The 13372-nt window shown below is 42.2% G+C and carries 14 protein-coding genes; 8 read left to right on the top strand and 6 right to left on the bottom strand.

The features are described 5' to 3' along the window. Positions 1-29 precede the first annotated feature (29 nt). Positions 30-1286 carry a nicotinate-nucleotide--dimethylbenzimidazole phosphoribosyltransferase gene (locus tag H6H03_RS04570; protein WP_190953958.1) on the top strand — a complete coding sequence of 419 codons (1257 nt, stop codon included), beginning with the start codon at positions 30-32 and terminating at the stop codon, positions 1284-1286. A 266-nt stretch (positions 1287-1552) separates the two neighbouring features. Here the strand turns inward: H6H03_RS04570 and H6H03_RS04565 are convergent, their stop codons facing one another. Beyond that, complete coding sequence (locus H6H03_RS04565; RefSeq protein WP_190953957.1) at positions 1553-1927, bottom strand: hypothetical protein; 375 nt, start codon at positions 1925-1927, stop codon at positions 1553-1555. Between the two features lie 354 nt (positions 1928-2281). Between H6H03_RS04565 and H6H03_RS04560 the strand changes: the two genes are divergently transcribed. Beyond that, positions 2282-3439, top strand: coding sequence for an extracellular solute-binding protein (locus H6H03_RS04560; RefSeq protein WP_190953956.1), 1158 nt, complete (start codon positions 2282-2284; stop codon positions 3437-3439). Between the two features lie 54 nt (positions 3440-3493). On the opposite strand, the gene H6H03_RS04555 is transcribed toward H6H03_RS04560, so the two are convergent. The 3 genes from H6H03_RS04555 to H6H03_RS04545 all read right to left on the bottom strand — a co-directional run bounded on the left by H6H03_RS04555 (position 3494) and on the right by H6H03_RS04545 (position 7345). Next, the gene (locus H6H03_RS04555) at positions 3494-4555 is read right to left on the bottom strand and encodes a PstS family phosphate ABC transporter substrate-binding protein (RefSeq protein ID WP_190953955.1); all 1062 of its coding nucleotides are present in this window, start codon (positions 4553-4555) and stop codon (positions 3494-3496) included. A 28-nt stretch (positions 4556-4583) separates the two neighbouring features. Then, the gene (locus H6H03_RS04550; protein WP_190953954.1) at positions 4584-5975 is read right to left on the bottom strand and encodes a serine/threonine-protein kinase; all 1392 of its coding nucleotides are present in this window, start codon (positions 5973-5975) and stop codon (positions 4584-4586) included. Positions 5976-6331: 356 nt separating this feature from the next. Continuing rightward, positions 6332-7345 carry a LysR family transcriptional regulator gene (locus H6H03_RS04545; RefSeq protein ID WP_190953953.1) on the bottom strand — a complete coding sequence of 338 codons (1014 nt, stop codon included), beginning with the start codon at positions 7343-7345 and terminating at the stop codon, positions 6332-6334. A gap of 213 nt (positions 7346-7558) precedes the next feature. Here H6H03_RS04545 and H6H03_RS04540 point away from each other — a divergent pair, with 213 nt between their 5' ends. The 5 genes from H6H03_RS04540 to H6H03_RS04520 all read left to right on the top strand — a co-directional run bounded on the left by H6H03_RS04540 (position 7559) and on the right by H6H03_RS04520 (position 12353). After that, positions 7559-8281 carry an NnrU family protein gene (locus H6H03_RS04540; protein WP_190953952.1) on the top strand — a complete coding sequence of 241 codons (723 nt, stop codon included), beginning with the start codon at positions 7559-7561 and terminating at the stop codon, positions 8279-8281. 644 nt (positions 8282-8925) lie between these two features. Next, positions 8926-9312, top strand: a complete 387-nt coding sequence (locus tag H6H03_RS04535) for a thioredoxin family protein (protein WP_190953951.1) — start codon at positions 8926-8928, stop codon at positions 9310-9312. A gap of 239 nt (positions 9313-9551) precedes the next feature. Further along, positions 9552-11651, top strand: a complete 2100-nt coding sequence (locus tag H6H03_RS04530) for an NAD(P)H-quinone oxidoreductase subunit 5 (protein WP_190954081.1) — start codon at positions 9552-9554, stop codon at positions 11649-11651. Between the two features lie 178 nt (positions 11652-11829). Further along, positions 11830-12060 carry an addiction module protein gene (locus H6H03_RS04525; RefSeq protein ID WP_190953950.1) on the top strand — a complete coding sequence of 77 codons (231 nt, stop codon included), beginning with the start codon at positions 11830-11832 and terminating at the stop codon, positions 12058-12060. Then, positions 12057-12353, top strand: coding sequence for a type II toxin-antitoxin system RelE/ParE family toxin (locus H6H03_RS04520; protein WP_190953949.1), 297 nt, complete (start codon positions 12057-12059; stop codon positions 12351-12353). The genes H6H03_RS04525 and H6H03_RS04520 overlap by 4 nt, the downstream gene beginning before the upstream one ends. A 44-nt stretch (positions 12354-12397) precedes the next feature. Here H6H03_RS04520 and H6H03_RS04515 read toward each other — a convergent pair whose 3' ends face one another. Next, entirely contained in the window at positions 12398-12565 is a 168-nt protein-coding gene (locus tag H6H03_RS04515; protein ID WP_242057725.1) for a hypothetical protein, read from the bottom strand. Positions 12566-12577: 12 nt separating this feature from the next. On the opposite strand from H6H03_RS04515, the gene H6H03_RS04510 reads away from it, so the two are divergent. Then, a complete protein-coding gene (locus H6H03_RS04510; RefSeq protein WP_190954094.1) occupies positions 12578-12736 on the top strand; it encodes a hypothetical protein in 159 nt (52 codons plus the stop codon). Positions 12737-12775: 39 nt separating this feature from the next. On the opposite strand, the gene H6H03_RS04505 is transcribed toward H6H03_RS04510, so the two are convergent. Then, the gene (locus H6H03_RS04505) at positions 12776-13060 is read right to left on the bottom strand and encodes a hypothetical protein (protein ID WP_242057724.1); all 285 of its coding nucleotides are present in this window, start codon (positions 13058-13060) and stop codon (positions 12776-12778) included. Between the last annotated feature and the right edge of the window lie 312 nt (positions 13061-13372).

The following is a 13372-nucleotide window of genomic DNA, read 5'->3' as shown; positions in this document are numbered from 1 at the left end:
CTCCCCCATCTCCCCATGCCCCATGCCCCATGCCCAATTCCCAAATTCGCATTTATACCAAAAAACAACAGGGTGAGGAATGGCTGCGACGGTATCGTGGTTGTCTACCTGTATTTGCCTGTGTTTTAGGATTTACTGAAACTGCTTTGATCCCAGGGATTTCAGCAGCTGGTCGCACTCCAGAGGATCGGAAATACACTGCTTGTGCTGATGCCGAATTTTTGTACTATGGCCCGGAACATAAACCCCAATATCCCTTACCACCATTGGCGGCTGGCGCTTCGCCTGTGTTAATTTCTCGTGCTGTCTGTGAGTCACTAAAAATACCAGTACATTTGTTTAATGCTGGCTTACCCCAGACTCCTGCTGTGCCAGTAATTGATTTGGCCGGCACTCCTGCCAGGTGTTTAAGTGGAGGTAATGCAATGGAAATTACAACGGTACACCACTTGCTCGAACAAGGATTACTTTGGGGAGAACGCCTTGCTGCCAATATCCAACAAAGATATCTGATTATTGGTGAGTGCGTCGTTGGAGGTACTACAACTGCTCAGGCAATTTTAACTGGTTTAGGCATAGAAGCTGCTGGAAAAGTCAACAGTAGCCATCCTGTTTGTAACCATGCCCAAAAGTGGGCACTAGTGCAAGCTGGGCTGCAAAGGATGAAGAGACACAAAGACACGGAGACACGGAGACACGGGGAGAAATCTGAGCGCTGGATTGCAGCGAACAGAACTTCGGAAGACGCAGAGAGTTATTTCCCCGCATCCCCCCATCCCCGCATCCCCGTGTCTTTATTTGATCCCTTAAAACTTGTTGCCGCAGTCGGCGATCCCATGCAAGTGGTAGTGGCTGGAATGGCGATCGCTGCTAGTCGCAGGTGTGGTGTTCTGCTGGCTGGAGGAACGCAAATGCTAGCGGTTTATGCGCTAATGAGTGCGATCGCTCAAGCTAACGCTCTATCATGGCAACCAGAAGAAGTAGTTGTGGGTACAACGCGCTGGGTGGCAGAAGATTCTACTGGCGCTACTGTTGACTTAGCCCTAAGCTTAAGTAAAGCCAGTTCAACTCAAATTTCAGCAACTCCCCCTCTATTAGCAACTGCTCTTAACTTTACTGATTCTCGTTATCCCCAATTGAGAGCTTATGAGCAGGGCTTTGTTAAAGAAGGCATGGGTGCTGGAGCAGCTTGCATAGCTGCTCATCTGAGTCAAGATTGGCAGCAACACCAACTTTTAACAGCCATCGAAGCCCAACTCGAACGACTGAGCTTGGCCAATTACTAATAACAAAACCGGAAACTTATAAAGTCCCGGTTTATCTTTGAACTCATCAATATTGACTAAATTAGCAATAAAGAATTCAGGGTTCAGCAGTCATAAAAAGAAATTAAATTGGAGTACGGCTGGTGAATCTAGCCTGCTTCGTTCTAAGAATACAACTGTGAAGCACCACACCAAATTTTAAATTTCGTGGTGCTTCTAGTTGGTGGGTATAAACCCGCAACTTCAAGCATTACTGAATTCTCAATTGGTGAATTATGACTTCTCTTTTAATGAATTCTTTCTCTAAGTAATTGCTCTTCCAAGGCAGCAATGCGATTGTATGCTGCTGTTAATTGCGCTGTTAGTCGTTGTATTTGAATTTCTGGTGTTAAGTTATTATCTCCACCCTGACGATGCATATCTATATAAATGCCATCTGTTAATACATCCTTGTGTTCCATTTCTGGACTTGAACTGATACGTCCTCTTAACTGGTTCCCTCCAATACCGCTATTTTCCTGATAATTGTCCCTTGCTTGTGTATTCGCTAAGGAACACTCTGAAAAAGCTTGAGCGACTTTAATGTCAAGCTGCTCAATTACTTGGCAGAGGGCATCCAGTTTTTGGCTCAGAATCAGGATTTGCTTTTGTAATGGCTCCATTCAATACCCTCATCGGCACATTAATTTATATGTTATTCAATTTACTGATAATCTTAACTATACTTATGAATTATTTAAGTATTCATATTTTTTGTGGCAATGTGACATTTAAATCATCACTTCTAAATATTAAGTAAAGATTTAGCACAAGTACAACTAAGGAAAATTATTGAGAAAGATTAATCTGGACGTAGTTATTTGCATAAAAGCTAGGCAATTTGAGTCAAATGTTCAAATTTATCGACATTACCAACAAAAAATGCTGAAAATTTTAGAACTCTACTTTTGAGACAGCCAGTCTCTGTAAATCTCTGCTAAATATAGGTATAATCAGAAATCTCAAATCCAAAATCAATGGATCGACGGTCTTTTTTGCTAGGCACAAGTACACTGACGATTTCACAACTGCTTTTTGGCTGTAGTGGAAACAAGCAGACTCAATTAAAAGTACAGTTATTAAAAGGCTCCATACCAGGCCAGGTAGTTAATGAATTTCACAAAGGTTTGCAGCAGCAGGTGGAACTGAAGTTTGCTCCTGTGGAGCAGATACAGGATTTATTTAAGCAATTACAAAATTGGCAACAGAAACCAATAGCCACTGATAAGCAGGGATGGAGACGCTTTATACCGTTTAGCCAAGCTGAAAAAACTCCTCCAGCTGACTTAGTAACATTGGGAGATTATTGGCTAAAAGCAGCTATTGAGCAGAAATTGATTCAACCACTGCAACAGTTACAAGGAAACCAACTAAAACAATGGTCTAGTTTAGATGAAAAGTGGAAAAAACTGGTAACGCGCAACGACCAAGGTAACCTGGATGCTCAAGGAAAGGTGTGGGGTGCGCCCTATCGCTGGGGTACTACAGCGATTGTTTATAACCGTGACAAGTTACAAGAATTAGGATGGACGCCTACAGATTGGAGTGATTTGTGGCGCGATGGGTTGAAGGGACGTATTTCCCTACTCAATCAATCACGAGAAGTTATTGGTTTGGCTTTAAAGAAACTAGGAAAATCTTACAACACAGAAAATCTCGACCAAGTGCCAGACTTGGAAAAAGAATTACAGATATTAAACCAACAAGTGAAGTTCTACAGTTCTATTAATTACTTAGAACCTCTAATTATGGGTGATACTTGGGTAGCAGTTGGTTGGTCAAGCGATATACTACCAATTCTAGGACGCTACCCGCAACTTGTAGCAGTTATTCCCCAGTCAGGAACTGCAATTTGGGCAGATTTGTGGGTAAGTCCCGTAGGTATTACTACAAATAATTTATCAGAACAATGGATTGATTTTTGTTGGCAACCAAGCATTGCTGAGCAAATTTCTTTACTAACCAAAAGTAATTCGCCAATTTCTACAAATATTACGGCTTCTGATATCCAGAAGCCTTTAAGAAATTTATTGCAAAGTGATTCCTCAGTTTTAGATAAAAGCGAATTTTTACTTCCTTTATCTCCCTCAGCAACCAAAGAATACGAATCTTTATTTGCCAAAATTAAGGTTTAATTGACCAAACAGGGCATGGGTAAGTGAATTCTGAATTCTGACTCCTGAAAATGATTATTTTATTCTGACAAATCCAGCCTTTTCAATGAGTTCTTGACCTTGAGATGTCAGCAGCCAGTTTGCATAACCTTCTCCAGCTTGTTGATCTGTTTGATTATTCTGCTTAACGATGACAAATAAATTGCGAGTAATGGGATATTCACCACTACGAAACGCCTGACTATTTAATTGATTCCGTTTATTAGGACACTCAGATGGAGAGACGAAAGGTTCTTGATAGGGAGCCACAAATTGATTACTTGTGCGTGCTATCGGTAGCGACTTAATCGTGCACTGGGGTACAATTTCTGGAGCAGAACCATAGTAGATTCCGCCGGGAGTTGCAGCTAATTTTCGCAGCGCTTCAGTAGTAGTGCCAATATAATTAATGTTGACACCAAAATCATCTTTGTTAAGAACATTTTCCACAAAAAACTCCACTGTTCCGCCAGCTTCTTTGCTACGGGAGTAGACTGTAATTGGTAAATTTTTTCCGCCCACTTGTTGCCAGTTAGTAATTTTACCTGTGTAAATATCCTTGAGTTGGGCGACAGTTAAACCAGGAATATTCAGATTCTGATTAACTGCGATCGCAATTCCATCAATCGCTACTGGAATTTCTTTTAAACTAAATCCTTTTTGTTGAGCTTCTGTATTTTCTTCGGCTTTAACTGAACGAGAAGATTGAGAAAAAGCTAATTGATTAGCTATTAACATCTTAATACCAGTACCAGATCCTGGCTTTTGATTAATCGGTTGAGTGTAACGTAAACTAAATTGAGGACATAGGCTTGGCAATACGGAGTCTACGTCTTTACGAATAGGTGCCCAGGTTGTGCTTCCACCGTAATTAAATGTCCCCTGTGGTAAGTTTGGCAGGTCACATTTACGATTGTTAGTTTCTGTAGAATTAGGAACAGGAATAACATCTCTGGAATTGTTATTTACCGATTGATTCGCGATAGGTTTATTTAATTGCGCCCACCGTTCCATAAAAAACCATAAGCCACCAAAAATTAAGCCAGTGGTGATGATAATGGCTAATAAAAGAGTAACCGTTTCATTTTTCTGAGACATAAGTTAGGTGTTAGCACCAAGAGCTTTTTTAAAGTATGAGAGATAGTAATTTATAAATAAGTCGAAATACAGCTGTTAGGGAAATGGCGACTAAACTAGCTGCAACTGCTAAAAGAACTACTGACTGAATATCAAGACCACCTTGTAAAAAGGGTAGGAAAAAAATAATAGCAAAAGTAATTGCCGGAATAATTAATAAATCAAACTTTTCAATCCATCGCCTGGTTTGGGCAAATATCAGCAACCCCAAAATGACGGATGCCACAATTAAAGTAATGATTGGTGATTTTACTAAACTGAAGAGGGCGATCGCTATTAATGCACCCTCAAATCCACTAAAAGCTGCCCCACCCAATAATTCCAATGTCGAAAACATCGGTTGAGTTACTGGAGTCTGGGGAACAGGATGACTAGGGCTTTGAGATGATTGGGGCGTTACAGAGGGTGAATTAATTTGTGTTGAGGCTAAAGACGGTGAGTTAAGCGCATCTAGGACTTCTTGGGCTGATTGGAAGCGTTGATTGGCAGCGGGTAGAAGCATGTTGTCTAAAACATCAGCAAGGCGGGGGCTGACATTAACTTGCCCCCGCCATTTCCATTGGTTGCTATAGGCATCAAAAAGTTGAGTTGCTTCTTTATCTGTCAACAAGGTAATGGCCGTGACAGCCAAGGCGTATAAGTCCGTAGATGGAAATACTTGGCCGCCAGTCATTTGTTCTGGTGGTGCAAATCCCAGAGAATAAATTCCTGTGGAAGACGCTGCGCCTGATGCTACATTTGCTACTTGCTTGACTGCACCAAAATCTAGCAAGAAGAGTTTTCCATCACGACGACGCATAATGTTAGAAGGTTTGATGTCTCTGTGGATAATGCCTCTCTCATGAACAAACTTAAGTATCTTCAGAATTTCTTGCAATACTTCTGAGACTTTTTGTTCAGAAAACTGCCCCTGTTGAGTTAATTCTTCTTCTAAGTTTTGCCCATCAATATATTCTTGTACTAAGTAAAAAAATTGATCTTGCTGTCCTGGTTGCAAGCTATTAAGTATCACTGGAAAAAAGGCAAATAAATCAGGAATTTGCTCGTGTTCGTTGCCTATCTGGGCTAAAACTTCTGCCTCTCTCTCAAACATTAGCTGTGCTTGTTGCAGTTGAGTTGAGGTTAAATTTCCCGCTGGTTGAAACTGCTTCACAACGCATTGACGCATTCCCGGAATTCGGCGATCGCGTGCCAAAAATGCTGCTCCAAATCCACCTCTTCCCAACAATTTCATGGTCACATATCGACCATCAAGCAACAGTGGCATACCACAACTAATACAGTACTTTTGCTGCGTTGTTTTTAGCGTTGTAATATCATCTAAATCGGCAAAATAGTTTTGTGGGCGTGGGCAACGTGGGCGAGTACAATAAACTTCCATTTTCGTGATTAGTCATTGGTCAAAATAATTCGTAATTGATAATGGGCTACGCCCCGCTACGCTAACGTAATTCCTAACTATTTCAGCTTACAGAGAAACTAAATTTCTTTATCAAGAACAGGAAAATTTTTCTTTATGTCAAATCCCTAACTTGTCTACAGCACTTGGGGTTAATGATTACGAATTACGAATTACGAATTACGAATTACGAATTATTTGGTCATTGACAAAAAACAAAGGACATGGACGCTGGAAGGGCGGCTTTTCGTACTTCTGGGTCGAAGCAAGCTCCGCCTTCGCACAGCGTGTGGCAGACAAGCGTCCTGTAGGTAAAGATAAGGACTAATGACCAGATTTTAGTCTTCGCCGAGGGGGGTGGGCGTTGCTATATCCAATGTAGTTAGAACTATGTTTTTTTGTGTCAATGTTAACACATCTTGGTTCCATCCAGGGTTAGCGAACTGGGGCAGAATTTCTTGACTAAAGGCTTCTGCCGCTTTGGATCTATAACGGTTGGGATTAAAAATCAGCCATAACGTTCGTTTGACAACAACGTTTTCAATGTTGGCACAGTGAAGAACGCCCATTTGCAGTTCCTTAGCGATGGCGCTAGTGGAGACAAATGCAGCTCCTAAACCAGATTGCACAGCATTTTTAATGGCTTCAATGGAATTGAGTTCCATTTCAACTTTAAAACGCCTGGTATCAATTTCACAACGTGCTAACACTTGGTCAATTACTTTGCGGATTGTTGATTGGGAATCTAAAGCAATGAATTGTAATTTATATAGGTCTTCTTTTTGGATTTTTTCAAGTTTGGCTAGGGGATGAAAGACGGGTAAAATCAGCGCTAGTTCATCTTCAGCGTAAGGAATAACTTCCAACGATTCTGCTAGTTCGCCGGGAATCTCACCACCGATAATGGCGAGATCGACTTGTCCGTTAGCGACACTCCAAGCAGTCCGTCGAGTAGAGTGGACGTGCAATTGCACTGCTACATCTGGATATCTTTGGCGGAACATACCAATCATTCTGGGCAAAAGATAAGTGCCAGTGGTTTGAGAAGCACCGACAATTAAAGTACCGCCTTGGAGATTTTGCAAATCTTCAATGGCGCGGCAGGTTTCCTGACACAGACTGAGGATTTTTTCGCCGTAGCTTAAGAGTAAATGCCCAGCTTCGGTTAACTGGGCGCGTCGTCCTCCACGGTCAAATAAAGGGACATCGAGCTGCCGTTCGAGATTTTGCACTTGCAAACTGACGGCAGGTTGGGAGACATAAAGACTATCAGCAGCGCGCTTGAAGCTCCCTTCTACAGCGATCGCTTTGAGAATACGTAACTGATCTAAAGTGAAAGGAAGGTCAGACATAAGGCTCAACCCACAAACTTTGAAAGGAGCGGATGGGAGCAACTTTTCACCTTTACCAGCAATTGGCTGGGCGTGATTTGTTGCATCTTAAACTTGACGGCTTGACTCGAAAAAGACAGTAGCACAACATGTTGACTAAAGTCCCCTTTTGAATACTTTGTGGTATTGGTTGTACTGAATTCAGTTTTCTTTAAATTACTTCACCCGTGTATTATGATGCCGATTTCTTGGTTGACACCCAGTCATTTTGTCATACTGGGGTTAGAAATAGTTTTTGCGATCGCTCACAGTGGAGGCGCTGCTTTGCGCCCTTGGGCAGAAAAATACATTGGGCCGAGGCTTTATCGTATTATTTTTGCATTAGTCAGCCTACCATTGGCTACGATCTTAATTATTTACTTTTTTCGCCATCGCTATGATGGTTTGCAACTTTGGCAGGTACAGGGTGTACCGGGAGTGCGAGAACTTGTTTGGCTGCTGTCAGCAATCTCGTTTTTGTTTTTGTATCCTGCTACCTTCAATCTACTAGAAATTGCAGCTATTCAAAAGCCTGAAGTTCATCTTTATGAAACAGGAATTATTCGGGTTACTCGTCACCCCCAGATGGTAGGACAAATAATTTGGTGTATGGCCCACACTCTCTGGCTCGGTACTACCTTTACCCTTGTGACCTCCATTGGCTTAGTATTGCATCACTTGTTCGGGGTTTGGCATGGCGATCGCCGTTTGGGCTTGCGCTATGGGTCAGCCTTTGAAATGGCCAAACAGCGAACTTCAATTATTCCCTTTAAAGCAATTCTTGACGGCCGTCAATCTATCAAATGGCAGGAATTTCTCCGCCCTGCCTATTTAGGAGTTGCGATTTTTGTGGCTTTGCTTTGGTGGTCGCACCCTCTATTGCTGGAAGCAACTGGTACGATAAAATGGGAATTTTAATCGATCCCCAGTGTCAACATAAAATTCAAAGTCGATGAAAATTTCAGCTTATCAATTGCCCCCGAATCAATGTACGATAAATTCAAACATTTATTCAGTGGGGGTACATTCAGTCAAATTGAAATTTGATATCGGTAGGTGTTGGCCAGTTGCCAATCTGGGGAGTAAATACCCAATTGAGTCTCAATTCCCAAACAGCAAAGGCAATGGGAAATTGAATATCCAAAAAAGCCACCTTAAAAGTTGTGCTAGCTTTTCCATCGCAGACACATAAACCCGCTAAGTTATATGTAAATCACTCTGTGTCTTGGAATTTGTGTCCTCAAAGCAGCAATGTCTAGGTTGAACTTTGCCAACGCAATTTATCGGCTTGATAATCTTTCAGCGAACCTGTGCCAAGCAATGAATATTAAATACTGTGTTAAAAAAATCACAATATTATTTATTACTTGGCAAGTAGTCCCCAGCCCCCACTTGAGTCGTAAACAAAAACAATTTAGTATGGAATTCCACTCAGCAACGCCACTGACTCCACATTTGGAGGCCAAATGACCGCAGTGGCTCCTCAGGACTCGAAATCCAGCACTACTGAATTCATTGCAAATAGCTAGTTTGATATAAAACCCTATAATCCAAGAGGCGTCATGGTGTTGTCGGTTAGTGAGCGGACATTTACTCAAGAAGTTTTAGAATCTCCAATTCCTGTTTTAGTTAATTTTGAAGCCCCTTGGTGTGGGTTATGTCGGATTATCCACCCACTTTTATTGCAATTTCAAGCCCAATGCGGGGAGGAAATTAAATTGGTGGTGGTTAATGCAGATCAAAATTTTAAATTGTCTACAGCTTATAGGCTCAAGTCACTGCCGACTTTACTTTTGATTGAAAATGGCAGCATTCGACACCGCTTAGAAGGTTTTCGCGGCCGAGAAGATTTACGTCTGGCGTTAGAAGACATCAAAGTCAGCTACACCAGTTGCCCTAAAATCTACAAGGGTTCTAAAACGGCCGACTTAGAGTATTGGTCAGCTTGAGGCGAATGGGGAGATTAGAGGCAAAGGGGCACAGAGGGCAGAAAAAGCACAACAGACAAATGCCGCCCCATACCCTATGCCCAATGCCCTATGCCCAATGCCCCATGCCCAAATCTAAAACCATGCTTAATACCCCACCCAATAAGCCTTGGGTGGGTTATTTTATCCTAAAGGGTGTGTGTCACAATTGTTAACAGTTCCGACACGCTAGTCAAGAATTCTAAAAGTAGGCGTCAGTGATGGAAGTAATCTATCAGTATGCCTGGCTGATTCCGGTATTACCTCTTTTCGGGGCAATGCTGGTCGGTCTAGGGTTAATATCGTTGAATCAGGTGACAAACGGCCTGCGGCAGTTGAACGCTGTAGTAATTATCTCCCTAATGGGAGCTGCTATGGCGCTATCGTTTGCCTTGTTGTGGAGTCAAGTTCAAGGACATCCGACTTATACCCATACCCTGGAGTGGGCTGCGGCAGGCAATTTTCACCTGAGCATGGGCTACACTGTTGACCACCTGACAGCCCTAATGCTGGTGATTGTGACAACAGTAGCCTTATTAGTCATGGTTTATACCGATGGCTACATGGCTCACGATCCCGGTTACGTGAGGTTTTATGCTTATCTCAGTTTGTTTGGCTCTTCAATGTTAGGTTTGGTGCTTAGCCCCAACCTAGTACAGATTTATATATTCTGGGAACTTGTCGGGATGTGTTCCTACTTGCTGGTCGGCTTTTGGTACGATCGCAAGTCAGCCGCAGATGCCGCACAAAAAGCATTTGTAACCAACCGCGTGGGCGACTTTGGTCTTTTGTTGGGGATTTTAGGGCTGTTCTGGGCAACAGGAAGCTTTGATTTTAATATTATGGGCGATCGCCTCGCCCAACTCGTAGAAACAGGTTCTATCAGCAATTTTCTCGCTGTCCTGTTTGCGATTTTAGTTTTTCTGGGCCCAGTAGCCAAATCTGCCCAATTCCCTCTGCACGTCTGGCTACCAGATGCAATGGAAGGCCCCACCCCCATTTCTGCCTTAATTCACGCGGCAACAATGGTGGCAGCGGGTGTTTTCCTCGTAGCCCGGATGTACCCAGTATTTGAACATGTTCCAGCAGCAATGACCGTTATTGCCTTTACTGGGGCATTTACGGCGTTTTTGGGGGCAAGCATCGCCATTACCCAAAACGACATCAAAAAAGGCTTGGCTTATTCCACCATTTCCCAACTCGGTTACATGGTGATGGCAATGGGAATAGGTTCCTACAGTGCTGGACTATTCCACCTGATGACCCACGCCTATTTCAAAGCGATGCTGTTCTTGGGTTCAGGTTCAGTAATTCACGGTATGGAAGGTGTCGTCGGTCACGACCCAGCTTTAGCCCAAGATATGCGGATGATGGGCGGACTGCGGAAGTATATGCCAGTCACAGCAACTACCTTTTTAATTGGTTGCTTGGCAATTTCTGGTATCCCCCCCTTCGCTGGTTTCTGGTCAAAAGATGAAATTCTGGGACAAGCTTTTCAAGCTAACCCATTCCTCTGGTTAATTGGCTGGGTAACCGCCGGTATTACTGCTTTCTACATGTTCAGAATGTATTTCATGACATTTGAAGGCAAATTCCGGGGAACTGACGAGAAAATCAAGGAAAAGCTCAAGAAGGCGGCGACAATCGTCCTAGAGTTAGAGTCAGAAGAACCAGTCCCGAATTATGGCCCTGGGGCAATGAAAAAAGGAGAATTGGCCGCAACTGGCGACCACCATCACTCCCATGATTCCCACGGACATCACAGCGATTCTCCCCACGAATCGCCGTGGACAATGACTCTGCCATTAGCAATTTTGGCAATACCTTCGATTTTGATTGGTTTGCTAGGAACTCCCTTTGCCAATTACTTCGAGGAGTTTATCTTTCCACCAAGCGAAACCCTCTCAGAAGTTCTAGAAAAAACTGCCGAGTTCGACCCGACAGAGTTTTATATTATGGCGGGTGCTTCAGTGGCAATTTCTGTGGTGGGCATTACCTTGGCTGTGTTAATGTACTTGCGGGGTAAAATTGACCCGGCGGCGATCGCAGCTAAAATCAAACCACTTTACGAGTTATCCCTCAATAAGTGGTACTTTGATGACATTTACCACCGCGTTTTTGTCCTCGGCTTGCGTCGCGTAGCCAGACAAGTTATGGAAGTTGACTTCCGCGTTGTCGATGGTGCAGTTAACCTCACAGGCTTCTTCACCCTTGTCAGCGGCGAAGGTTTGAAATATTTAGAAAACGGTCGCGCTCAATTCTATGCCTTAATTGTGTTTGGGGCTGTTTTGGGTTTAGCGATCGTTTTTGGTGTGACTTGATTTTCATAGGGGTGGGCGGTTGTCCGCCCTTAAGTTTTTCAACTTTGAGAGTCTAAATTAGACTCCTTTTTTTTGACTAATAGTTCAGTAATTCAATATCTGAATTGTTTAGAATTAACAAGAAGTCTTATGATGTTTATTTCCAGTAAAATAATAACTACTTTATTAGAGAACCACTATGACTCTTGAACAACTGGAAGCCGAAGTTCTTGCACTTCCAAAAGATGCTCAAGTAATTTTATTGGCACGATTACTTGAACGATTGGGTCAAGAAAGTGAAATAGATCAAGAAATCGCAGCTATTTGGGCAGAAGAAGCTAAGAAGCGTGATGAAGCTATGAACACAAATCAAATTACTGGTATTGCCGCTGAAGAAGTATTTCGACGAGTTCGTGCATCTTTACAATGATAAGAATTGTATTTCATCCATCGGCAGAGCAAGAACTGGTTGATGCCACAAATTATTATGAAGAAAAAAATCAGGGGCTTGGGCTAGATTTCCTAACAGAAGTAGAAAATGCAGTCAATCTCCTTATGCGTTACCCTGCTGCTGGTGTAGTGGTTCAAGGATTTGTTCGTCGGCTGATTTTGCCTAAATTTCCTTATTCACTCCTATACCGTGTTGTTGATGATGATTTAATTCGGATTCTAGCCATAGCACATCACAAACGTAAGCCTCTGTACTGGATTAGTCGAGAATAGAATTCAGAAATTAATAGTAGGGGATTTAAACCCCCTAAATTTTGTTAAATATTCAAGTCTTTTTTTACATTATCTGGCGGTTCAAACATAATATCAAAACCTCCATTGGGAATAGTTCGACGCAAAAATCTTAAATGGTCGTCTGCATCTTGGCGGTTAGCAAAACGGGCGACAGTGTGAGATTGGGTAATAACTACAGTTTTTACTATCACCCAAGGATGATTTTGGGCAATAACTGGTTAGAAAGAGATGAATGTATTATTCTATTAAAAAAATTTCCATCAGAAATTTGTGATAACTTCGGTGAATATTATTTAAGTGATGCAGTTACGGAAAAGGTTTTAGAAAAAGCAGAGTTAGCTGTTAATAATAGAGCAGAATAGGAGATTATTAGATATGTAGTTTATTTTACTAAAAAAAACTCAATCAAATCGCCTACTGTAGTCCCAAAAGTCTGAAACGGGGGAAGTTTGTCCTGCTGCTGGTTGTTGCACAGACTCTTGCAAATCGGCTAGTATTTGTGCTTTTGGCTCTTGTTCATCAATCCAAGCTAAACCACTAGCGTTATCAGAATTTATAGAACTGATAAGCTGTTGCCAAAGTTCTATAGGGATGAGTACGTCTGTTGTTTCTCCATCTGCGTTAATGACATAACGAATCTGATTTTCAATTTGTGCCATTATCATTATTGTTGTTTCTCCTGTCATGCTTTTTTGCACCAAATCGCTTTTTTCGACAACCAGCAAACAGCATTGTGTACTTTTAGCGACTCCTGGGTTGGACTAGGCGATCGCATCCCTAAAAGTCTAGCCTAGCAGCTTTTTTCGGGTAAATTTTTGACTTAACCGTGCAGATTTTAGATTATTTCAGTACTCCTTTGAAGAAGCAAGCTACATGCCCCAAGGCCACTTGACAAAAAAGTTGGTTTAAAGAATTTAATCGTCATTTAAGATCGATGAGGTAATCTAACAATAGAGGATCTAAGCATCAGTAGGTTAAATTTCCCTAGTTCAGAAAAA

Origin of the sequence: Nostoc paludosum FACHB-159 (genome assembly GCF_014698835.1) — a bacterium.
Lineage (GTDB): Bacteria > Cyanobacteriota > Cyanobacteriia > Cyanobacteriales > Nostocaceae > Nostoc > Nostoc paludosum.
Note: the sequence above shows the minus strand (reverse complement) of the source record. Positions and strands in the feature narration are given on the sequence as shown.

What these genes read in the sequence shown, in the direction of transcription:
- H6H03_RS04570 (WP_190953958.1), top strand. Translation starts at nt 30, where the DNA reads ATGCCCAATTCCCAAATTCGCATTTATACCAAAAAACAACAGGGTGAG.
- H6H03_RS04565 (WP_190953957.1), bottom strand. Translation starts at nt 1,927, where the DNA reads ATGGAGCCATTACAAAAGCAAATCCTGATTCTGAGCCAAAAACTGGAT.
- H6H03_RS04560 (WP_190953956.1), top strand. Translation starts at nt 2,282, where the DNA reads ATGGATCGACGGTCTTTTTTGCTAGGCACAAGTACACTGACGATTTCA.
- H6H03_RS04555 (WP_190953955.1), bottom strand. Translation starts at nt 4,555, where the DNA reads ATGTCTCAGAAAAATGAAACGGTTACTCTTTTATTAGCCATTATCATC.
- H6H03_RS04550 (WP_190953954.1), bottom strand. Translation starts at nt 5,975, where the DNA reads ATGGAAGTTTATTGTACTCGCCCACGTTGCCCACGCCCACAAAACTAT.
- H6H03_RS04545 (WP_190953953.1), bottom strand. Translation starts at nt 7,345, where the DNA reads ATGTCTGACCTTCCTTTCACTTTAGATCAGTTACGTATTCTCAAAGCG.
- H6H03_RS04540 (WP_190953952.1), top strand. Translation starts at nt 7,559, where the DNA reads ATGATGCCGATTTCTTGGTTGACACCCAGTCATTTTGTCATACTGGGG.
- H6H03_RS04535 (WP_190953951.1), top strand. Translation starts at nt 8,926, where the DNA reads ATGGTGTTGTCGGTTAGTGAGCGGACATTTACTCAAGAAGTTTTAGAA.
- H6H03_RS04530 (WP_190954081.1), top strand. Translation starts at nt 9,552, where the DNA reads ATGGAAGTAATCTATCAGTATGCCTGGCTGATTCCGGTATTACCTCTT.
- H6H03_RS04525 (WP_190953950.1), top strand. Translation starts at nt 11,830, where the DNA reads ATGACTCTTGAACAACTGGAAGCCGAAGTTCTTGCACTTCCAAAAGAT.
- H6H03_RS04520 (WP_190953949.1), top strand. Translation starts at nt 12,057, where the DNA reads ATGATAAGAATTGTATTTCATCCATCGGCAGAGCAAGAACTGGTTGAT.
- H6H03_RS04505 (WP_242057724.1), bottom strand. Translation starts at nt 13,060, where the DNA reads ATGACAGGAGAAACAACAATAATGATAATGGCACAAATTGAAAATCAG.